Raw genomic sequence first — 20920 nt, forward strand, 5'->3', positions numbered from 1 at the left:
GCCACGATCCACCCTGCGCATCGTGCGCGCTGGACGGGTCGTGAACCGGTCAGGTGTCCGCGATGTCGTGAGACTCAATGTGTCCGCGATGTCCTGAGCCTCCACAACCCCTTGTTGCGATGGCTGAGGCACACGACCCCGCACCGGCTCCCAGCTCCTAGTCGTCGGGCAGCCAGCGCGCCATCGACGCGCGGAAGGCCCGGCCGAGCCGCGCCCGCACCCCGTCGACCCACCACGCCAGCGCGGCACCGAGGGCCCCGACGGCGAGGACGACCCCGCCCAGCACGGCCGCCGCCACGCCGAACCACGGCCGGGAGTCCACGACCAGCGCGGCGCCGGCGACCAGCGCCACCCCGACCAGCAGCGCCAGCGTCCACGGCACCGGGGTCAGCAGGCCGGCGATCACCCCGCGGGGCGGGTCCGGGGCCGTCGTCCGGCCGGTCAGCCGCGCCCACGCCGCCTCGCGGACCGGCGTCCCGAACCAGCGGGCCCCGCGCTCCGGCCGGGTCACGTCGGGGCGCTCCTCCAACCCGAGGACGGCCTGCAGCCAGCGGCCCGGCTGGGTGCCGATGCTGGGCGCGATGGCCAGGATCCGCTCCCCCGTCTGCCGCGTCGCGTACTGGTCGGGGTGCCGGCCGTCCTCGTGGTCGGTGGCGTTCATCGCGTCGATCATCCGCGCCGCGCCGTACCCCAGGGAGCGCTCGCCGTACTCGGCGGCGAGGGCACGGACCTGCGCCGCCACCGCCTCCACCGTCCACCCCTCGGCGGCGACGACCTCGGCCTGCATCTCCCGGATCCACGCGGGCGCAGCGTCCTCCGGCAGCGCGCCGGCGGTGGCCAGCAGCGCGCCGAGGTGGGCCACGGCGTGCAGCCGGCCGAGCAGCCAGTCCCAGCGCCGCATGTGCTCGGCGCCGAACGCCCCGAAGTGGTGCACCTGCGTGCCGAACAGGATCCGGTCACCGAGCTCCGCGGCCACCTCCTGGGCGTCCTCGGGCAGGACCGGGAGGGCGACGTCGGGGCCGAGCCGGACGAAGGAGAACGGCACGCTGCGCTGGTCGGGCGTGCGGGAGGAGGTGCACCGGGAGACCACCTCCACCGCCAGGGCCGCCTCGAGCCGGGTCGCGCCGTCGCCCAGGCCGGCGCGGACCTCGGCCAGCTGGCGGCCGAGCGCCTCGGGGACCCGCAGCTCGGTGTAGATCTCGTTGATCCGGCGTGCCACCTCGACCGGCGTCGCCTGGGGCGGCCCGGCCTCCGGGAGCGGGAACGCCTCGATGAGGCGGGCGCCGACCTCGCGGCGCAGCCAGAAGATCCGCCGTACCGCCTCGGTGAGCAGGCTGAGGGCGCCCTCCATCTCGACCGTCCGCGCGGTGTCGGCGGCCCGGTCCCCCTCGAGCTGCTGGCGCAGGCTGCGGACGACGGTGCGGAGCACGCGCTCGGCCGGACCCAGCCCCCACGGCCAGACCGGGTCGCCGTCCGCGGCGGGCTCGGGGAAGAGCTCGACCGGGGCGTCGACGGCCGGCGTCCAGAGCGGGTCGAGCGCGAGGATCTCCTCGACCGCGCGCATCGGGGCCTGGGCGTCGCGGTCCAGCAGGGTGACCCGACCGGCGGCGGTGGCGATGATCGCCTCCCACACCCCGCCGGCAGCGCGCCCCCGGGTGTACGCCGGCAGCAGCTGCTCGGCGGCGATGCGCAACCGCGCCCGGGCGGCCGGGTCCGCGATGGCGCGCTCGTAGAGGTACTGGCTGTCCGACCACGCCGAGTCCGCCTCGACCCGGAGCCGCTCGAGGTCCTCGATGTCGCCGCGGAAGTCGGTCTCGCGCGGGTACTGGAGCGCCGAGGCCAGCGCGCTCGGCCAGGTGGGGCGCGCGGCGGTCGCGGCGATCTGCTCGGGAGCGCGGCGGGAGCCCACGCCGGCGCTGGGCACGACGTAGGCCAGGAAGCGCGTCACCCGCCCCGAGACCGCGGTGCGCGACAGGGTCGAGAGCACCGGACCGAACGGGGCGTTGTCGAGCACGCCGCCGTCGATCAGCCAGGACGGCCGCTCGGTGGCGGCGGCCGGGCGCTCCCGCGGCGGGCGGACGCGGTTGAGCGCGTCACCCTCGCTGACGGGTGCGAAAGCGCCGGGGAAGGCCGCCGACGCCCGCGCGGCCAACGCCAGCCGGTAGGAGTCGTCGAACTGGGCGATCCGGTCGGTGGGCGGCTCGAAGGTGAGCGTGGCCGGGTCGTAGCGCCAGGGCAGGTCGGTGGTGAGCCGGTAGAGGAAGCGGTGGTCGGAGACCTCGAACTCCTGGCCCGCCGCATCGGTCGCCCGGAACCCCTGGGGGCCGAGTCCGGACGCGGTGGTGAAGAGGGTGACGGGCGGGGGCTCGGGCGGATCGACCGGGTAGGTCGGGGCGGGCCGGTCGGGGTCGGCCGGACGCTCCCCCGCGGCATCCGCCAGCGTCGCCATGATCGCCTCGCCCTGGTCGAGGAAGAAGCCGCCGTCGAGGATCGAGCCGGTGTCGGCGGTGACGTCCTCGGGGATCAGGCGGCCGCGGCGCAGCGTGCCCAGGTTGCACCAGACCTCGCGCAGCCACGGCCCCGGCCGGGGCACCGAGGGCGCGAACATCGCGGGGTCGACCTCCGGGTCGAGGGTGCCGCCGTGCGCGATGGCGCTGGCCAGCATGGTGCCGTTGACGCCGCCCGCGCTGGTGCCCGCGATGACGTCGACCACCAGCGCGAGGCGGTCCCGCCCCGGCGGCCGCATCAGCCGCCACCAGCGCTCGGCGACCTCCCGGTCGTGCTCCTTGACGTCGCCGGTGTCCCGGCACGCGCGACGCGCGAGGTCGATCTCGTGGGTCACCCCGCCCATCCACACGGCGAGGCTGAGCCCGCCGTTCAGCACCAGCGCCAGCCGGACCTCGTGCTCGGCCATCCCGCACCCCTCGGTCGGTGTGATCTGCTGCACACCGTCCTAGCGGGGTTCGGGCGCCACGTCGAGAGGCGCGGGCGCCCCGATCGCTGCGCCGCGGCGCCGACCGGCGGGTCAGGAGCGGGGACGTGGCGCCGGGCGCCCGTCGTACCGCGTGCCCCAGGTGTCACGGCGGACAGGCACTTCGGTTGCTTGACGGGCGTTGCAACGCCCGTCAGGCGACCGAATCACCGATCGACCGGTGATTCCGACGCCCCCGCCAGGTCCCGGATCGGCGTGATCCACGACCGGTGCGTCGCCGGGTCCTTGGTGATCGCGAGCAGCTCGTCCATGTGCGGCTCCAGGCCGGTCACCTTGTCCAGCGGGACGCCGATGATCAGCTGGAAGCCGAGCCCCTTCCACGCCTGCACCGCACGGCCGGCGAAGTCCGAGTCGGCCTTGACGAAGCCCTCGTCGAGGAAGACCGGCGCGAACCGGGGCCGCGAGCGCATCTCGTCGCCCAGCCGGAACCGCAGCGCGGAGCCGACGATGAAGGCGACCAGCTCCTGGCTCTCGCCGCCGCTCTTCTCCCCCAGGGTGCGGTAGGTCGCCCGCAGCTCGCCGGAGAGGTGGTCGTAGCGCTCCGCGCTGATCTCCACGTGCCGGCGCACGTCGAGCAGCCGGTCCCGGTCGCTCAGCCCGTCGCCGGCATCGCCGCGGCGCAGCTGGTTCATGAACCGGCTCAGCTGGTCGAAGCGCCGCTCCAGGCCGGCCTCGTCGAGCTCCTCGGCGGGCGCGGAGGCCAGGGCGCGCAGGTCCTTCATGAAGACCTGCACGTGCGCCGGCGAGAGACGCCGCAGCCGGATGCGCAGCCGGTCGCCCGCCCCGCCGAACTCCAGCCTGCGCAGGATCGCGTTGATCGGCTCCAGGCGGTCCTCGATCTCCTCGACTGAGGAGGCCATCGCGCCGAGCAGCGGCACCAGGTCCTGCCCGCTCCACTCGGTCAGCCGGCGCCGCCACTCCGAGCGCCGCTCGGCCAGGCCGGTGCCGCGGATCTCCTCCAGGATCCGGGCGTAGTCCGGGTAGGAGTCGGCGGTCGCGCCCAGGTTCGGCGAGTCCCACTGCACCTTGTAGACGCGGAAGATCGCGGCCAGCTCGTCCTCGACGCGGCGCGCCTCGGCCTCCAGGTCGCCGACGGCGTCGCGCAGCCGGGCGTCGAGCCGCTGGGCGTTCTCGGCGAACCGGTCCAGCTCCTCGGGGTCGGCCGGCGCGGCCGCGGCCGCGAACTCGGCGGCCAGCGCGGCGTCCTGCTCCTCGGTCAGCACCAGGTCGCCGGCGCGGTCCATGGCGTCCAGCCGGTCCTTGACGAGGTCCTCGGAGTCGACCAGCTCCGCGTGCGCGGCGTTGAGGTCGCGCTGCCGCTGCTCCAGCCGGTACCGGCCCTCCCGTGCCGCCTCCAGGTCGGCGCCGAGCTGGTCGATCTGGCCCTGCAGCACCTGCAGGCCGTCGTCGGAGCCGAGGATCTCGCCGCGGCGGCGCTCCAGGTCGGCGATCCGCCGGTCGCAGCCCTCCACGTCGAGGTCGTCGAAGCGGGCGGCGACCACGGCGTCGTACGCCGTCCGCCGCTGCTCCATGACGCGGACCTGGCGGTCCAGCTCGGCGACCTCGCCGTCCAGCTCGTCGAGCTCGTCGGAGAGCTGTCCGAGCTCGTGGTCGATCTCGGCGAGCGCGTCGGCGTTGGAGAAGCCGATGATGCTGCGGGCGTCGTTGCGGCCGTAGGCGCCGCGGCGGCCGTTGCGGGTCTGGCCGGCCAGCGTGACGCGGAAGCCGTCGCCGGCCAGGCCGTCGGCGCTCTCCACGCACAGCGCGTTCCGGGCCGGCTCGGCGACGTGCGCCTGCACCCAGCCGGAGAACGGCGAGTCCTGGAATAGGAGCTTGCCCGCGATCCGCTCGGGGTCGGCCGGGCCGAGGTCGGGCAGGTCCAGCTCGGCGCCCTCGAAGGTCAGCCGGCCGCGCAGCCGCAGGCCGTCGATCGCCGCCGAGAAGGCCTCGAAGCGGTCGAGCGGGACCAGCATCTGCCGCGCGGACCCGCCCAGCACCGTCTCCACCGCGGTCCGCCAGCGCGCCTCCTCGGGCGCGACGTCGATCAGCTCGGCGACGAAGGGCAGCTCCTCGACCGCGAGGCCGCTCGCGCGGGCCACCTCGGCGCGCAGCTCGTGCAGCCGCGCGGGCACCCGCCCGGCGCGGCTCTCCAGCGAGTCCCGCTCGCCGCGCAGCTCCGACTGGCGCTGGTTGATCGGGTAGCGCCGGTCGCGCACCCCGTCGCGCTGCTCCTTGAGCCGGGCGTGGGTCCGCTCCCAGCCGGTCAGCCAGCGGCGCGCGTGCTGCTGGAGCGCGGCGAAGGAGTCCGCCGAGGCCAGCGCGTCGTCGACGTCGAGGCCGTCGGCCCCCTCGCCACCGTCGAGCTCGAGCAGCGGCAGCAGCCGCTCCTGCAGCTGCTCGCGGCGGCCGAGCCGGTCCTCGCGGACCACCCGCTCCTGCTCGACCGAGAGCCCCAGCGACTGCAGCGTGGAGCCGCCGGCGTCGCGGTGGGCGGCCTTCGCCGCCTCCAGGTCGGCCAGCAGCGTGGTCTCGGCGCCGGCGGTGCTGGCCAGCGCGTCGGCCGTCGCGGTGCGCTCGGTCCGGTTGTCGGCGACCGCGGTCTCCAGCAGCCGCAGGTGGGTCTGCAGCAGCCACCGCCGCAGCGGGGTGTCGCCCGCCCGGGTCACCCCGAACGCGTCGAGGTCGGCGCGGCGGCCCAGCGCCGCCACCCGGCGCGCGTGCAGGTCGGTGATCGGGCCGAGGACCTCGAGCTTGGCCTCCTCGGTCCGCATCGCCGCGTACGCCGCGTCGAGGTCGTCGAAGTGCTCGATGGCGCGGTCGGCGGCGGCGTACGTCGCCGGCCGTTCCAGCACCATGTCCTTGTAGAGCTCGTCGACGCTGCGCACCTGGTTGCCGGCCTGGATCCGGGCCAGCAGGCGCAGCGCCTTGGCGCCGTCGCCGCCCGAGCCGATGCCGAGCCGGGCGTGCAGGACCGCGGCGAACTCGGCGTAGGTGCGGTGCACCCGGATGCCCGGGTAGAGCTTCTTGAGGGTGTTGGCGTGGAACCGCTCGGGCACGGCGACCTCGAGCGTGTCCAGCGCGAGCGCGCCCTCGTGGGTGGCCAGCTGCATCTGGACCTCGCCGGAGCGGGTCGCACGGCGCGGCACGTAGTAGGTGCGCAGCGCCGTGAAGCGCCCGCCCTGGTCGTTGACGAAGGTCATGGCGACGGCGCCCCAGGTGTCGGCGCCCTTGCCGCGCAGCAGCTGCTCCACCGGGCGGCCGGTCCGCGGGTCGTCGATCACGTCGACCGCGCCCCGCAGGTAGGAGAGCAGGTTGCGCTGCCCGGCGCTGCGGGCCCGGCCGGCGACGGCGTCGTTGGAGGCGCCGTTGAACTTCGTGTCCGAGGTCATCATCAGCGCCGTGTAGGCGTCGAGCACCGTCGACTTACCCACGCCGGAGGCGCCGGACATCATGATCGCGTCGCCGCGCAGCGGGACCGTGGTCAGCCCGCCGAAGCCGCCCCAGTTGACGAGCTGGAGCAGGGCGGCGCGCCACTGGACGGTGCCGTCCTCGGGCAGCGCCACCTCGCGGCGGTCGAAGAGGCCCTCCAGGGAGCCGTCGTCGACGAACCCCTCGGCCGCCTCGTCGACCCCCTCGCCGGCGCGAGCACCGGTCCGGTCGTCGGTCTGGTCGATGCTCATGCGGGCTCCTCCTGGGTCGCGGCCCGCTCGCCGGTCGCGCCACCCTCCGTCGCGTCGTCGAACAGCTCCGTGTCGGCCTCGTCCTCGCCGGTCGGCGCGGTGCCGTTGGCGCGCTGCAGCGCGGCCAGCAGCTCGGCCAGCAGCTCGAGCGGCAGCAGCGGCTCGACCGCCTCGCTGATCTCGAAGCGGTCGTCGGCGCCGGCCGGGATCAGCAGCCCGGCCTTGACCACGCTGAGCACCGCGTTGCGGGCCCGCTTCTCGTCGCCGGAGGCGTCGGTGGCGTGCGGCGGCCGGAAGCTCGCGACGTGGTCGACGATGTCGTCGCGGTCGATGAAGACCCGGGCGTCGCCGCCGGCCAGCCCGGCCCGGAGCCGGTCGCGCAGGTGCACCAGCACCAGCGTCTCCTCGCGCGACCAGGCGGCGTCGTACAGCAGGGTCGGGAAGCGGCTGCCGGTCTCGGAGGAGGCCTGGCGCTTCCAGGCGACCTCGCGCTCGCGGTCGATCTGCAGGTCGAGGAAGAGGTCGTTGAGGCGGCCGCGGATCACCCGCTCGTTCTCCACCAGCACCCGCCAGTCGCGCGGGTGGGTGCGGCCGCTGATGAAGCGCTGCTTGAGCAGCGTCACCAGGGCGTGGCGCTGGCCGTACTCCAGCCCGCCCTCGTCGCCCTCCCACAGCGAGACCGAGCGCTCGTCGATCAGGTCGTCCACGACCTCGTCCACGACCTCGTCCACGACCGGGGCGTCCTCGGTCAGGTCGATCTCGGCGCTCATGCTCGGGTCTCGCTCTCCAGGTCACGGTCGGGAAGGTCGGGGTCGGGCAGCGGCAGCCGCGGCACGGCGAAGGTGCGCCGCGACCCGTCGGCGCGGTGGGCGGTGAACGACTCCGTGGTGCGCTCCGCCTCCCAGCCCCGCCCGGCGGCCAGGTGCAGCAGGCCGAGGATCTCCACCGGGCGCCGCAGCTCCGGCTCGAGGGTCTCGAAGAGCTCGCCGAGGCTGCCGGCCGGCAGCAGGTCGGCCAGCGCCGACTCCAGCCGTTCGCGCAGCGGCCCCAGCTGCGGGCCGCCCTGCGCCTTGAGCGCCTCCAGCGAGAGGCGGGGCGCCTCCTCGGCCACGTTGGGCGTGATCCGGTCCGGCAGCACGTCGTCGGCCGGGTCGTAGAACCGCTCGCGGAAGTGCTCGACCCCCGCGCGCGACGGCAGCAGCGGTACGTCGTGCGTGGCCCGCGGCCCGGTCGTCGCCATCCAGGTCATCAGCTCGGACTCGACCTGCCGCAGGGTCTGCTCCAGCTCCCGGTCGCGCGCCGCGTCGTGGGAGACGATGTACTCCTTGAGCGTCGCGGTGACCCGCGAGCGCTGGGTGAGCACCCGGTCCAGGCCGTCGCGGACCAGCTTGACCGTGCCGCGCAGTTCGGCGCGCTCGGCCTCGCCCAGGATCCCGTCCGAGAGGGGGTGCTCGAGGAGGTCGGTCAGGTCCTCGCGGAGCCGGGTGACCAGGCCGTCGTCGCGGAGCAGCGCGAAGGCGCCCTCGAACGCCCGGCCCTCGTGGGTCGCGGTCATCAGCGCGTCGGCCCGGCGCAGGTACTCGTCGATCACCTCACCCGCCGGCCGGTCCTCGGCACGGAACGCGGAGAGGATCTCGCCGCGGATCTGGGCGAACCTCTCCTCCACCCGGGCGAAGTCGCTGGGCAGCGCCGAGATCAGCGACAGCAGCTCGGTGAAGCCCTCGGACATGTAGTCCTGGGTCGCGCCCACCATCTCGGCGCCGTCGACGAGCCGGTCGCGCTCGGCCCTCAGCCGCGCGATCTCGTCGTTGAGGATCGTCACCCGCGCCGTGCGGTCCGGGTTCGCCTCGGCGTTGAACCGGCGCACCGTGCCGAGGATCGTCGCGATCCGGTGCTCGCTGAGCGTGGCCCGGTCGCGGGTCAGGTTCTTCACCAGCTCCAGCGCCTGCTGGGCGTGGGAGGTGAGGGTGTAGACCTCGTTGCCGAGCGGGTCCAGCGACCGCACCAGCCACTGCCCGCGCATCCAGCGCTGGCACAGGTCGCGGCCGCTGCCGGTGGGCACCTCGCGCCCGGCGGCGCGCATCTGCGCCAGGTGCTCCTCGACCTGGGTGTGCAGCCGCGCGGTCGGGATCGGGGTGTTGTTGCGCCCGAAGGCGGCCCGGAAGACGGTGATCACCACCGGCGCCTGCCGCTGGTGGAGCAGGGTGAGGGTCGGCTGGGCGAAGGCGTCCTCGACGCGCGCCAGCTCCGCCGCGATCTCGCTCATCCACCGTGCCTTCTGCTCACGTCACCCTTATCGGCAACCTCCCTGCGGTCGGAAAGTGTCTCAGAGCGGTACGACGGGCCGGGGAGCCGCACCCCCGTCAGCGCGTCGCGCCGGGACCGCGTGTCGGCGGCGGGGCCGGGCGCAGGGTCGGCACGAGGGTCGCCGGAAGGCCGGCCAGGGGCGGCCCCGCCATCACCACCACCCCGACCACCTGGGCCGCCGAGGTGAGCCAGACGGAGCCGCGGTCGTGGCGCAGCGCGGTCCGCCCGAGCTCCAGCCCGAACACCCCGACCACCTCCCGGTCGCCGTGCCGGGCGAGCGCCACCTCCCCGCGCCGCGGGCGCCGGGCGGGGTCGACGAGCAGCTCCGTGCCGGCCGGCCAGCCCCGCGACGCCAGCGCGTCCGTGGCCAGCCAGTGCCGCAGGAGCCCGCCCGCCGGCGTACCGGTCCGCGACGCCGTCGGCAGGTCCGTCGGCGCGTCCCTGGGCGCGTCGGTCGGCAGGTCGAAGGGCAGGCAGCCCTGCTCACCCGGATCCGCGGACGAACGCATGTTCGAACGCTATCGCACCCGCCGAACCGGCACTCGCGGCGCACCGAACCGGCGCTCGCGGTGGGATCAGGCCTCGACGACCGGCGGCAGGGTCACCACCTGGGAGGCGAAGCTGAGGCCCGCGCCGAACGCGATCAGCAGCGCGGTGTCGCCGACCGACGCCTCGCCGTCGCGGATCATCCGCTCGATCGCCAGCGGGACGGACGCCGCGGAGGTGTTGCCGGAGTCGGCGATGTCCCGGGCCACCGGGATGCCGGCGGGCAGCTTGAGGTTGCGGACCAGCGTGTCGGTGATCCGCATGTTCGCCTGGTGCGGGACGAAGGCGTCGAGGTCCGACATCTCCAGCCCCGCGTTCGCGACGGCCTCGCGCGCGACGTCGGCCATGGCGAACGGCGCCCAGCGGAACACCGCCTGGCCCTGCATGTGCACCACCGGCTTGTGCTCGGCGTCGACCTCGCGGCATCCCGGGGACTGGCCGATCACGTGGCTCTGGCTGCCGTCGGAGCCCCAGGCGACCGGACCGATGCCGGCCTCCTCGGCGGCGCCGACCACGACCGCGCCCGCGCCGTCGGCGAAGATCATCGCGGTCGACCGGTCGGTCGGGTCGATGAACTGGCTGATCTTCTCCACGCCGATGACCAGCACGTACTCGGCGGTGCCGCCGCGGACCAGGTCCGAGGCCACGGAGAGCGCGTGACAGAACCCCGCACAGCCCGCGCCCACGTCGAACGAGGCGGCCTTCGAGCCGATCCGGTCCGCGACCAGGGGTGCCGCGTGCGGGGTGTGCTGGGCGTGCGAGGAGGTCGCCAGGATCACGGTGCCGAGCTGGCCGGCGGTCACGCCGGCCGCCTTCAGCGCGCCCTCGGCCGCCGCGGTGGCCATGTCGACCAGCGTCTCGTCGTCGCCGGCGAAGCGGCGGCGCTGGATGCCGGTGCGCGACTGGATCCACTCGTCGTTGGAGTCGAGCACCTCGCAGAGCTCGTCGTTGGAGACCACCCGGTGCGGCCGATAGGTCCCCAACCCGAGCATCGCGGTGGCCGCCGCCCCGGTGCGCTGGCTGATCTTCGGCATGGTGACTCCTGACGTACGGCGGCGTCGCCGGTGACGCCGGACTCCCCCCAGGCTACGGCGGCCGCCGCCGGGCCGGGTCCGGAGGTCGCGGCGATCCCGTCGCGGGCGTTCGGCACGGGGGCCTCCGAGGTGGTGGATGATGGCGCGCGTGACCGACGCCACGCCTGCCGAGGGCCCGACCGACCTGCCCGCCGAGGGCCTGACCGAGCTCCTCGCCCGCCGCTTCCTCACCACCGACGAGGCCCGCCCCGACAAGGTCGCGCGGTGGCACGCCGCGGGCCGACGCACCGCCCGGGAGAACATCGCGGACCTCGTCGACGCCGGCTCCTTCGTCGAGTACGGGCGGTTCGTCACGGCGGCGCAGGAGCGCCGGCGGCACCTCGCCGACCTGGTCACCGAGACCCCGGCCGACGGGATCATCGGCGGCACGGCCACCGTCGACGGCGTACCGTGCGCCGTCCTGTCCTACGACTACCTGGTGATGGCCGGCACCCAGGGCATGCGGGGGCACCGCAAGTCCGACCGGCTGATCGAGGTCGCCGGCCGGATGGGGCTGCCCATCGTCTTCTTCACCGAGGGCGGCGGCGGTCGGCCGGGCGACGTCGACATGCCCCTGGTCTCGGCCCTGGACGTCGGCTCCTTCGCGCTCTGGGGGGAGCTCCAGGGCGCCGCACCACGGATCGCGATCGTCTCCGGACGCTGCTTCGCCGGCAACGCCGTCCTGGCCGGGAGCGCCGACCTCCGGGTCGCCACGCCCGACGCGAACCTCGGCATGGCCGGTCCCGCGATGATCGCGGGCGGCGGCCTCGGTCAGTTCGCGCCGGAGGAGATCGGGCCGGTCGAGGAGCAGGCCGCCAACGGCGTCCTCGACGTCGTCGTCGAGGACGAGGACGAGGCCGTCGCCGTGGTACGTCGGCTGCTCGCCTACACCGGCCGGCCGGTGCTCGACGGTGGGGCCGACGGCGGGGACCCGGAGGCGCTGCGCACGATGCTGCCGGACAACGACCGGGAGGCGTTCGACGTGCGGCCCGTGGTCGAGGCGCTGTGCGACGAAGGGAGCGTCACCTGGCTGCGCGAGGGCTGGGCACCGGAGCTGGTGACGGCCTTCGGCCGGGTCCACGGCATCGCGGTCGGCGTCGTCGCCAACCAGTCCACCCACCTGGCCGGCGCGCTCACCTCGGACGCCTCGGCGAAGGCCGCCGACCTCCTCGAGCTCTGCGAGCGGTGGCGGGTGCCGGTCGTCTCGCTCGTCGACACCCCCGGCTTCATGGTCGGGCCGGAGGCCGAGCGGACCGGCCTGGTCCGGCACTCCTCGCGGATGGTGACCGCCGGATCCCGGCTCACCGTCCCCCTCGTCGGCGTCGTGCTGCGCCGCGGCTACGGCCTGGGCGCCCAGGCGATGCTCGGCGGCAGCACGCACCGCCCGCTGCTGACGGTGGCGTGGCCGGGCGCCCACCTCGGGCCGATGGGCCTGGAGGGCGCGGTCCGGCTCTCGATGGCCAAGGAGCTCGCCGCGATGCCGGAGGACGAGCGCGAGGCCGCCGTCGCCGAGCACACCGCCGCGATGCGCAGGCACGCCCACGCGCTCAACGTGGCGCGGGTCTTCGAGATCGACGACGTGATCGACCCGGCGGAGACGGCGGACGTGGTCGCGGCCACGCTGCGTGCGGCCCGCGGCTGACCGGCCCGGCCCGGCGACGTCAGGCGCCGTCGCGGTCCACCCGGACCTCGACCTCCACCTCGACCTCCACGTCGATCGCCACGGTCTCCACCACCACCGCGCGCTTGCGCCGACGAAGGCCGGCCGCGGTCAGCCGCCGCACGAGGTCGCGACTGCGGACCACCTCCGCGCCCGCCGCGACCGCCGCCTCGAACGCCTCGGCCGGGACGTCGTAGTGGTCCCCGTCGAAGGCGCGCGGCGGCACCCCGAGCGCCGCCGCGAAGGCGTGCAGCTCGTCGTAGGAGTCGTCCGAGGCCAGGTGCGACCACAGCCGCCCGCGCCAGGGCACCTGGGGCGGGTCGATCAGGATGGCCATCCGACGCACCCTAGACCGGACGACCCTGCCCCGCCCAACGAGGTTTGAGGGTCCGCCGACCGGCATAGGCTCACTGGTATGAACCTCACCCACGCACCGCTCCGCGCCGCGACGGGCGCGTTCATCCTCAACTCGGGCCTGGGCAAGCTCAGCGCCGACGAGGAGACCGCCGCGCAGTTGCACGGGTTCGCGTCCACGGCGTACCCGGCCGTCCAGGGCATGAAGCCCACGACGTTCGTCAAGGCGCTCGCGTACGGCGAGATCGCCCTCGGCGGCGCACTGCTCCTCCCCAAGGTCCCCTCGGCGGTGGCCGGGACGGCTCTGGCCGCGTTCGGCGGCAGCATGCTCGGGCTCTACCTGCAGGCACCCGGGCTGCGCCAGCCCGGCTCGCTCAAGCCGACCGAGGCGGGCACCCCGATCGCCAAGGATGTCTGGCTGCTCGGCGCCGGCACCACCCTGGCGCTGCAGGGCATCTTCAACGGCACCCGCCGCGCCGCGAAGAAGGCCGCGAAGAAGGTCGGTTCGGCCACCGAGAGCGCCCACGACGCGCTGCCGATCTGACGCGTTCCCGCCCCACACACGACGACGCCTGCCGGGGCCCCGGCAGGCGTCGTGTCGCGTGATGCGGTCGGGCGAGAGTCAGCCCTTGAACGCGTCCTTCACGTTCTCCCCCGCCTCCTTGAGGGAGGCCTTGGACTGGTCGACCTGGCCCTCGGTCTCGAGGTCCTTGTCGCCCTTGGCCTGACCGGCCGCCTCCTTCGCCTTGCCGGCGAGGTTCTCCGCGGTGTTCTTGGCCTTGTCTGCGAGGGACATGTGCCGTCTCCCTTCTCGTGGTGTTCGACGGTGACCGAGGACGGTCGTCGGTGATCGTCCGGTCGATAGGGAACGTTCCCGCCAGCAGGGCACCCAAACCCCGGCGCGCGCGCCGCTAACCTCGCGCCATGACCACGATCGAGCCGCCCGTCGAGCTGGGCGACGGCCTGCGCACCTCTCTCCAGGGCTACGGCGCGATGTCGCTGACCGACGTCTACGGGCCGGTCAGCGACGAGGACGCGCTGCGGACGCTGACCCACGCCGTCGACGCCGGCGTGACCTTCATCGACACCGCCCACGTGTACGGCGGCGGGCGCAGCGAGCTCACGATCTCCCGCCTGCTGGCGACCCGGCGCGACGAGGTCCAGGTGGCGACGAAGTCCGGGATCGTCACCGGGGGCGGGGTCGGCCAGCGGAAGGTGCGCGGCGACCGGGCCTACGTGCGGGAACAGATCGAGACCAGCCTGCGCCGGTTGGGCACCGACCGCGTCGACCTCTACTACCAGCACCGGGTCGACCCCGAGGTGCCGATCGAGGAGACCGTCGGGGCCATGGCAGAGCTCGTCCAGGAGGGCAAGGTGCTGCACCTGGGCATCTCCGAGGCGACCGGCGAGGAGCTGCGCCGTGCTGCGTCCGTGCACCCGATCGCCGCGGTGCAGTCGGAGTGGAGCCTGATCAGCCGCGACGTCGAGGCCCACGTGGTGTCGGCCGCCGTCGAGCTGGGCATCGGCTTCGTGCCGTACGCCCCGGTGGGCCGCAAGTGGCTGACCGGCACGTTCGACCGCGCCGCATTGACCGAGGGCGACTCCCGGCCGGCGTTCCCGCGGTTCGCCGAGGACCGGCTCGCCGAGAACCAGCCGGTGCTGGAGGAGGTGCTGAGCGTCGCCGCCGACGCCGGTACCACCCCGGCCCGGCTGGCGCTCGCCTGGCTCTACGCGAAGGGCCGCGCCCTCGGCCTGCCGGTCGTGCCGATCCCGGGCACCCGCTTCCCCGAGCACGTCACCGACAACCTCGGGGCCGTGGAGGTCGAGCTGACCGAGGAGCAGGTGGGCCGCCTCGACGCGCTCGCCGGCCGGGTCCGGGGCCACCGGTCGTTCGACCCGACCTGGGTCTCCGCCGGCCGGGAGTGACCGGCGCGGACCGGGTCGGCGAGCCCGCGGACCGGGTCACGACAACCGCCGCGCGGGACTGGTAGGAATGAGGCACCCCACCACCGCGCCACGCGCCCCGGCGCCGTCCCCCAGGAGCGATCATGGTTCGTCTGATCTGGAGAGTCATCGTCTTCGTGGCCTCCGCGGCCGTCGGCATCCTGGTGGCGGCGGTGGTCCTGCCCGACATGGACCTGCAGCCCACCGGCTTCCTGGTGGTGGTCGGCGTCTACGCGGTCATCCAGGCCGTGATCCTTCCGTTCATCACCAAGATGGCGGCCAAGAACGCCTCGGCGTTCCTCGGTGGCACCGCCCTCCTGGCCACCCTGATCGCGCTGATCGTGGCGTCGCTGATCAACGACAGCCTGGAGATCTCGGGCCTGGCCACCTGGATCGCCGCCACGGTGATCGTCTGGCTGGTGACCGCCGTCGCCACGCTCGTGCTGCCCTTCCTGCTGGTGAAGGCCGGCATCGAGGCCGCCCGCGAGGACAAGGACTAGGGCCGTCGGCAAGAAGCTCCTCCTCGCGGTCGACGCGCCCTCGCTGCTGCACCGCAACCACCACGCCCGCGCCGAGTCGGGCCTGCTGGACCGCTCCGGCCGGCCGGCGTGGGCGCTGCACGGGATGCTGCGCCAGATCCTGGAGGCGATCGACCGGTTCCAGCCCGACGCCGTGGTCTTCGGCCTGGACGACCGGCGGTCGTCGGAGCGCGAGTCGTTCTACCCGGACTACAAGGCCGGTCGGGCCCCGAAGGACCCGGCCCTGATCGAGCAGCTGGAGCGCGCGGGGGCGCTCCTGGACGCGCTGGGCCTGGCCACCGTCACCCCACCCGGCCTGGAGGCCGACGACGTCAACGCCTCCGCGGCTGCGTGGGCCAGCCGGCACGGGTGGGAGTGCGTGATCATCACCTCCGACCGCGACTCGTTCGCACACATCAGCGAGGACACCCAGGTGCTGCGGCTGATCAACGGCGGCATCAACGCCTCCCCGCTGCTCACCCCCGCACGGCTGCGCACGATGTACGGCGTCGCGGCCGAGCACTACCTGGAGTACGCCGCACTGCGCGGCGACGCCAGCGACAACCTGCCGGGCGTCAGCGGGATCGGCGAGAAGTCGGCGGCGGCGCTGCTGGAGGCCGCCGGCCCGATGGCCGCGGTCTGGGCGGACCTCGAGCATGCCGGCGGGGCGAACGTCGCGGCGGCCATCGACTCCTGGAGCACCGAGCGGGGCGGCCGGCGCACGGGCCCCTCGGTCGTGCGGCGGCTGGCCGCGCCGGGGGCGCGCGAGCGCTTCGACTTCAACGTCGCCATCATGGCCGGCCGGGAGGACCTCGACCTGGGGATCTCGCCCGACGTCCCCGGCACCCCCGGGCTGCTCCCCCTGGACCCGCCGCGGGTCTCCCGGGTGGTGGCGCACCTGAACATGGAGGAGACCCGGCAGCTCGCGCTGCGGGTGCTGACCGAGCCGCCGGCGTCGGCGGGCGGCGCGGGCGGCCCCCAGGGTTCCTAGGCCTGGCGCATCAGCGCCAGGAACTCCCCGACCTCGACCCGCAGCCGCTCGGCCAGCTGCGCCAGACCCTGGTAGCTCGCGCCGACCCCGGCACCGAGCGAGGCCCAGTCGGCCGCGTCGTGGCCGTCGGTCCCGTCGACCGCCACCCGGATCGCCTCGGCCTGCGGCGCCATCTCCCGCAGCGCGTCCGCGACGCCGCGCAGGTCCTCCCCCGACTGCGCGGCGGCGGCCTGGGTGGCGGCGATCTGGCCGTCGATGGTCTCGGCGGAGCTGGCCACGCTCTCGGCCAGCGACTTCACCTCGTTGGCGACGACGGCGAACCCGCGTCCGGACTCGCCGGCGCGGGCCGCCTCGATGCTGGCGTTGAGGGCGAGCAGCTTGGTGGCCGCGGCGATCTGGGCGATGGTCGCGACGACGTCCTGAATCTCGCTGGAGGACTCCTCCAGCGCGGCGACGGTGGTGCCCGTGCCCTCCGTGCGCGCCACCGTTCCGGCGGTGGACTCGGTGAGGTGGAGCGCGGTCGCGGAGAGCTCGACGGAGGCGGCCGCCATCTGCTCGGCGACGTGCAGGACGGTCTCCTCCAGCCGGTCGGCCAGCGCCAGCCGCGCGTCCTCGGCGGCACGGACCCGCCGCTCGCCGTCGGCCATCGCGAGCCGGGCGTCGTTGATGGAGTTCGCGCCGCACCGGAACGCGCCCGCGGTCCCGCCGAGCAGGAAGCGCCGGTGGAAGCGCCCCTCGCTGGCCGACTCCAGTGACGCCGTGGACTCGCGGACGAAGGCGTCGGTGCGGTCCAGCAGCAGGTTGGCCGACGACCTCAGCCGGACGAGGTCCGCCTCCCCGGCGGCCTCGTCGACCAGCGGCACGCGTGCCTCGAGGTCACCGCGGGCCGCCCGGTCGAACGTGTCGACGAGCGCGGCCACCGCGGTACGGTGCGCCGCCACCTCGGCCTCCAGAGCCGCGATCCGCTCGCGCGCGCCCCTCATGCCGCCTCCCCGATCAGCGACCAGACGAACTCGTCGTAGGTCTGACCGGCCTGATCCAGCCGCGCCAGCAGCGCGTCGTACCCCGCGGCGGCCGCCTCGTTCGCGCTCCCGGCTCGCGCCTCGACCGCGCACAGCTCGCGGTAGAGCTCCTCCACGGCGGCCACGGCCTCACGGCCCGGCACCCGGCGGTTGGAGTGGTAGCCGACGACGGCCCCGCGCGCGTCGAGCGTCGGCGTCACGTGGGCGAGCACCCAGTAGTGCGCGCCGTCGGCGGCAAGGTTGACCACGAAGGCGAAGATCTCGCTGCCGGCACCGACCGTGTCCCAGAGCAGCTTGAAGACCGCACGGGGCATGTCGGGGTGCCGGATCATGTTGTGCGGCTGCCCGAGCATCTCGGTCTCGGGGTAGACCGAGACCCGGCAGAAGACGTCGTTGACATAGGTCATCCGCCCCGCCCGGTCCGTCTTGGTGACGATCACCTCGTCCTGGCCGAACGTGCGCTCGACTCCGGTCGGCCGCACCGCGGGTCGACTCACCGCTGTCCACTCCCCACTCCGTCGGTCGTTCCGCTCACCGCCGGGTCCCGGCGGGAGCAAACACGGAGCTCGTCATCCGTGCCGCCGCGGGTCCCCATCGGCACGGGCGCCACCGACCGCAGGAAAGCGGGTGCGATCGGGACGGTATCCCGGCGAGACCTTGGTCACGTCCGCGCGGGCGGTGCAGCACCGGCGTCGCTCACAGGCCGGGCAGCACCTCGCGCACGATCGTCAGCAGCGCCTCGCGTAGCAGCAGGTGCGCCTGCTCGCGGGTGAGCGCGCCGCGCGTCCACTCCCGGACGGCGCCTCGGGCCAGCTCGCCGTAGGCCCGGACCACGGCCCGCGCCGCGGGATCGGCGGGGTCGCCGCCGACCATCTCCAGCACCCGGCCGGCCGCCAGGTCGCTCGCCTCGTCGAGGATCGCCAGCACGTCCCCGTCCTCGCCGACCCCCTCCGCGGCGCGCACGGTCAGGTAGCTGGCGCGCTCCGGGGTGATCAGGCCGAGGAACCACCGCACGGCGACGTCGACGCGCTCCGTCATCTCGCCGATCGCCAGCGGCACCTCCCCGAACTCGGGCAGCAGCGAGGCGCGACGCACGACCTCCAGGTAGAGCGCCCGCTTGTCGCCGAAGTAGTGGTTCAGCAGCCCCCGCGCCACGCCCGCCTCGCGCGCGATCTCGGTGGTGGAGACCTCGGCGTACGGCCGCCGGGCGAAGAGCCGCTCGGCGGCGACCAGCAGCTGCTCGCGGCGCTCGTCCGGGGCGAGGCGACGGCGCGACCTGGCGGATTCGGCGAGATCGTCCGGTTCGGCGGCGGTGGTCATGGCTCGACCCTACTATTGGCAGAGTGCCAACAAGGGCATAGCCTGGGATCGACCGCCGCGAGAGGACCACCGTGACCGCCACCGCCGACGCCACCTGCGAGGCCGACGCCACCGCGGCGCGCAAGGCGCGCGACGTCCCGGTGCCCGCCGGCTTCGACCTGCGCGACCGCCTCTCCGGCCTCGGGGCCCACCTCGCCGGGCCCGCCAACGTCGTCATGCAGCTGGCCAGGCCGGGCGTCGGGTACGGCGTGATGAACAGCCGCGTCGACAGTGGCAACGCGGCGAAGCGCCCGTTCAAGCGCGGTCGCACCACCTTCACCTACCTCGCGGTGTCGATGCTCGGCACCGACGAGGAGCGTGCCGCGTTCCGCAAGGAGATCAACGGGGCGCATGCGCAGGTCTACTCCCGCGCCGACGAGCCGGTGGAGTACCGGGCGATGGACCCCCGGCTGCAGAAGTGGGTCGCGGCCTGCCTCTACTACGGCACGGTCGACCTGATCGAGAAGATGCACGGCCACCTGCCCGAGGCCGAGGCTGACGCCCTGTACGCGCACGGCGCACGGTTCGGCACGTCGCTGCAGATGACGGCCGCCGACTGGCCCGCGGACCGGGCGGCGTTCGCGGCGTACTGGGAGGAGTCCCTGGCCGAGGTGCGGATCGACGCGCCCGTCGCGGCGCACCTGCTGCACCTGGTCCAGTTCAAGAACTTCCCGCGCCCCTTCCACGTCCTCGGCCCGTTCTTCGTCTTCGTCACCACCGGCTTCCTGCCGCCCGTCTTCCGCGAGGCGATGAGCCTGCCGTGGAACGACCGCCAGCAGCGCCGCTTCGACCGCCTGATGCGGCTGCTCGGCAGGATCGAGGACGCCCTCCCCCGGGCGGTCCGGAACTTCCCGTTCAACTACTACCTGCTCGACTTCCGGATCCGGCGCCGCCTCGGCCGCCCCGTCCTCTGAGCAGACCGTCCCCATCCGCACCACGAGCACGCCAGGAGCACCACCGATGGACTTCGACCTCCCCGAGTCCGCCCTCGCCGTCCGCGAGGGCGTGGCCGCCGTCGCCGCGAAGTACGACCACGCGTACTGGTCCCGGTGCGAGGAGGAGCACCGCTTCCCCCAGGAGATCTTCGACGACCTCGGTCGGGGCGGCTGGTTCGGGCTCTGCGTCCCCGAGGAGTACGGCGGCGGCGGGCAGGGCCTGCTCGAGCTGGCCGTGGCCAACATGACGCTCTGCGCCTCCGGCGGCGTCGCCGGCACGTTCTTCTACGTGACGACCCCGGGGTTCGGGGCGATGACCCTGACCCGGCACGGCACGGACGAGCAGAAGCAGCGGATCCTTCCCGGCCTCGCCGACGGCACGATCCAGTTCTGCCTGGCGCTGACCGAGCCCGACGCGGGGTCCAACGCGATCGAGATCAAGACCGCCGCCCGGCGCGACGGCGACGAGTTCGTGATCAAGGGCCAGAAGGTGTGGATCTCCAACGTGGAGAACGCCGACTGGATGGTCGCGGTGACCCGCACCATCCCGGCGGCGGAGACGAAGGAGCGCGGACTCCCCCGCACCGCCGGCTTCACGCTCTTCCTGGTCGACGTGAAGCAGGCGCTGGCCGACGGCACCCTCTCCTACAACCCGATCCCGAAGATGGGCAGCAACATCCTGCACTCCTCGCAGGTCTTCCTCGACGACGTACGGGTACCCGCGGCCAACGTGATCGGGGAGGTCGACGCCGGGTTCGCGGTCCTCTGGGACGTGCTCAACCCCGAGCGCATCCTCGCCGCCTCCGGCGGCGTCGGCACCGCCGACGCCGCGTTGCGGATCGCCAGCGACTACGCCCGCGAGCGCGAGGTGTTCGGTCGCCCGATCGGCGCCAACCAGGGACTCCAGTTCCCGCTGGCCCAGCTCAAGGCGAAGGCCGAGCTCGGCCGGCTGATGACCTACAAGGCCGCCTGGCTCTTCGACCAGGGCCGCCCGTGCGGCAACGAGGCCAACGTCGCCAAGCTCACCGGCGCGCAGGTCGGCTGGGAGGCGGCCAACCAGGCCTTCCAGACCCTCGGCGGGATGGCGTACTCGAAGGAGTACCCCGTCGAGCGGATCTTCCGCGACGCCCGGATCGCGAAGAACATCCCGGTCGCCGAGGAGCTGGTCCTCGCGCACATCGGGACGCAGATGCTGGGGTTGCCGAAGAGCTATTGAGGGGCGGCGCACCGGCGCCTGAATCACCGGTCGACCGGTGATTCAGGCGCTTGACAGCCAGTGCAACGCCTGTCAGGCAACCGAAGTGCCTGTCCGGTGTGACGCGTGTGACGGACGCGACGTCAGTTCGAGCGGCCCGCGCCGCCGGTACGGGCGCCACCCTGACCGCCACCCTGACCGCCACCACGGCGCCGCGAGCGCCCGTTGCGGTTCGCGGACTGGCCGTCGCGCGCGGCCGGCTTGGCGCCGTGACCACCCACCACCCCGCGGGGGCCGTGCTCCGCGTCCCCCCGCTGCACCCGGGCACCCACGAGGCCGTCGCG

At 74.3% G+C, this 20920-nt stretch carries 19 protein-coding genes and 1 pseudogene; 8 read left to right on the forward strand and 12 right to left on the reverse strand.

Going from position 1 to position 20920, the window contains the following annotated elements:
• Nucleotides 1–157: 157 nt before the first annotated feature.
• The 6 genes from ABLM29_RS20205 to ABLM29_RS20230 all read right to left on the reverse strand — a co-directional run bounded on the left by ABLM29_RS20205 (nt 158) and on the right by ABLM29_RS20230 (nt 10559).
• Nucleotides 158–2914: a DUF3376 domain-containing protein gene (locus ABLM29_RS20205; RefSeq protein ID WP_349716363.1), complete on the reverse strand. Its 2757-nt coding sequence runs from the start codon at nt 2912–2914 to the stop codon at nt 158–160.
• Nucleotides 2915–3138: 224 nt separating this feature from the next.
• The gene (locus ABLM29_RS20210; RefSeq protein WP_349716365.1) at nt 3139–6672 is read right to left on the reverse strand and encodes an ATP-binding protein; all 3534 of its coding nucleotides are present in this window, start codon (nt 6670–6672) and stop codon (nt 3139–3141) included.
• Entirely contained in the window at nt 6669–7442 is a 774-nt protein-coding gene (locus tag ABLM29_RS20215; RefSeq protein WP_349716367.1) for a DUF4194 domain-containing protein, read from the reverse strand. The genes ABLM29_RS20210 and ABLM29_RS20215 overlap by 4 nt, the downstream gene beginning before the upstream one ends.
• On the reverse strand, nt 7439–8938 hold the full coding sequence (locus ABLM29_RS20220; RefSeq protein ID WP_349716369.1) for a DUF3375 domain-containing protein: 1500 nt from the start codon (nt 8936–8938) through the stop codon (nt 7439–7441). The genes ABLM29_RS20215 and ABLM29_RS20220 overlap by 4 nt, the downstream gene beginning before the upstream one ends.
• Before the next feature lie 97 nt (nt 8939–9035).
• The gene (locus ABLM29_RS20225) at nt 9036–9488 is read right to left on the reverse strand and encodes a hypothetical protein (RefSeq protein ID WP_349716371.1); all 453 of its coding nucleotides are present in this window, start codon (nt 9486–9488) and stop codon (nt 9036–9038) included.
• 66 nt (nt 9489–9554) lie between these two features.
• A complete protein-coding gene (locus ABLM29_RS20230) occupies nt 9555–10559 on the reverse strand; it encodes a beta-ketoacyl-ACP synthase 3 (protein ID WP_349716373.1) in 1005 nt (334 codons plus the stop codon).
• Nucleotides 10560–10707: 148 nt separating this feature from the next.
• On the opposite strand from ABLM29_RS20230, the gene ABLM29_RS20235 reads away from it, so the two are divergent.
• Nucleotides 10708–12240 (forward strand): acyl-CoA carboxylase subunit beta, encoded by a 1533-nt coding sequence (locus ABLM29_RS20235; protein WP_349716375.1) that lies wholly within the window; start codon nt 10708–10710, stop codon nt 12238–12240.
• A 19-nt stretch (nt 12241–12259) separates the two neighbouring features.
• On the opposite strand, the gene ABLM29_RS20240 is transcribed toward ABLM29_RS20235, so the two are convergent.
• Complete coding sequence (locus tag ABLM29_RS20240; protein ID WP_349716377.1) at nt 12260–12595, reverse strand: DUF4031 domain-containing protein; 336 nt, start codon at nt 12593–12595, stop codon at nt 12260–12262.
• A 78-nt stretch (nt 12596–12673) separates the two neighbouring features.
• Between ABLM29_RS20240 and ABLM29_RS20245 the strand changes: the two genes are divergently transcribed.
• Nucleotides 12674–13156 (forward strand): hypothetical protein, encoded by a 483-nt coding sequence (locus ABLM29_RS20245; RefSeq protein ID WP_349716379.1) that lies wholly within the window; start codon nt 12674–12676, stop codon nt 13154–13156.
• A gap of 78 nt (nt 13157–13234) precedes the next feature.
• On the opposite strand, the gene ABLM29_RS20250 is transcribed toward ABLM29_RS20245, so the two are convergent.
• Complete coding sequence (locus ABLM29_RS20250; protein ID WP_349716381.1) at nt 13235–13408, reverse strand: CsbD family protein; 174 nt, start codon at nt 13406–13408, stop codon at nt 13235–13237.
• A 128-nt stretch (nt 13409–13536) separates the two neighbouring features.
• Between ABLM29_RS20250 and ABLM29_RS20255 the strand changes: the two genes are divergently transcribed.
• The 4 genes and pseudogenes from ABLM29_RS20255 to ABLM29_RS20270 all read left to right on the forward strand — a co-directional run bounded on the left by ABLM29_RS20255 (nt 13537) and on the right by ABLM29_RS20270 (nt 16065).
• Nucleotides 13537–14538, forward strand: coding sequence for an aldo/keto reductase (locus ABLM29_RS20255; protein WP_349716382.1), 1002 nt, complete (start codon nt 13537–13539; stop codon nt 14536–14538).
• Nucleotides 14539–14660: 122 nt separating this feature from the next.
• Nucleotides 14661–15056: a hypothetical protein gene (locus tag ABLM29_RS20260; RefSeq protein WP_349716384.1), complete on the forward strand. Its 396-nt coding sequence runs from the start codon at nt 14661–14663 to the stop codon at nt 15054–15056.
• A 31-nt stretch (nt 15057–15087) separates the two neighbouring features.
• Nucleotides 15088–15522, forward strand: a pseudogene (locus ABLM29_RS20265) (PIN domain-containing protein); the annotation flags it as partial.
• A gap of 51 nt (nt 15523–15573) precedes the next feature.
• Nucleotides 15574–16065 carry a 5'-3' exonuclease H3TH domain-containing protein gene (locus ABLM29_RS20270; RefSeq protein WP_349716396.1) on the forward strand — a complete coding sequence of 164 codons (492 nt, stop codon included), beginning with the start codon at nt 15574–15576 and terminating at the stop codon, nt 16063–16065.
• Here the strand turns inward: ABLM29_RS20270 and ABLM29_RS20275 are convergent.
• The 3 genes from ABLM29_RS20275 to ABLM29_RS20285 all read right to left on the reverse strand — a co-directional run bounded on the left by ABLM29_RS20275 (nt 16062) and on the right by ABLM29_RS20285 (nt 18407).
• The gene (locus ABLM29_RS20275; protein WP_349716386.1) at nt 16062–17048 is read right to left on the reverse strand and encodes a methyl-accepting chemotaxis protein; all 987 of its coding nucleotides are present in this window, start codon (nt 17046–17048) and stop codon (nt 16062–16064) included. The genes ABLM29_RS20270 and ABLM29_RS20275 overlap by 4 nt on opposite strands.
• Nucleotides 17045–17584: a PAS domain-containing protein gene (locus tag ABLM29_RS20280; RefSeq protein ID WP_349716388.1), complete on the reverse strand. Its 540-nt coding sequence runs from the start codon at nt 17582–17584 to the stop codon at nt 17045–17047. Before ABLM29_RS20280 ends, ABLM29_RS20275 begins: the two co-directional genes overlap by 4 nt.
• A 199-nt stretch (nt 17585–17783) precedes the next feature.
• Complete coding sequence (locus tag ABLM29_RS20285) at nt 17784–18407, reverse strand: TetR/AcrR family transcriptional regulator (RefSeq protein ID WP_349716390.1); 624 nt, start codon at nt 18405–18407, stop codon at nt 17784–17786.
• A gap of 71 nt (nt 18408–18478) precedes the next feature.
• On the opposite strand from ABLM29_RS20285, the gene ABLM29_RS20290 reads away from it, so the two are divergent.
• A complete protein-coding gene (locus ABLM29_RS20290) occupies nt 18479–19360 on the forward strand; it encodes an oxygenase MpaB family protein (RefSeq protein ID WP_349716392.1) in 882 nt (293 codons plus the stop codon).
• Between the two features lie 46 nt (nt 19361–19406).
• The gene (locus tag ABLM29_RS20295) at nt 19407–20597 is read left to right on the forward strand and encodes an acyl-CoA dehydrogenase family protein (protein WP_349716394.1); all 1191 of its coding nucleotides are present in this window, start codon (nt 19407–19409) and stop codon (nt 20595–20597) included.
• A gap of 122 nt (nt 20598–20719) precedes the next feature.
• Here ABLM29_RS20295 and ABLM29_RS20300 read toward each other — a convergent pair.
• A partial coding sequence (locus ABLM29_RS20300; protein ID WP_349716395.1) for a hypothetical protein occupies nt 20720–20920 on the reverse strand: 201 nt, incomplete at its 5' end.

Source organism: Nocardioides sp. YIM 152588 (assembly GCF_040191335.1).
In the GTDB taxonomy this organism is placed as follows: domain Bacteria; phylum Actinomycetota; class Actinomycetes; order Propionibacteriales; family Nocardioidaceae; genus Nocardioides.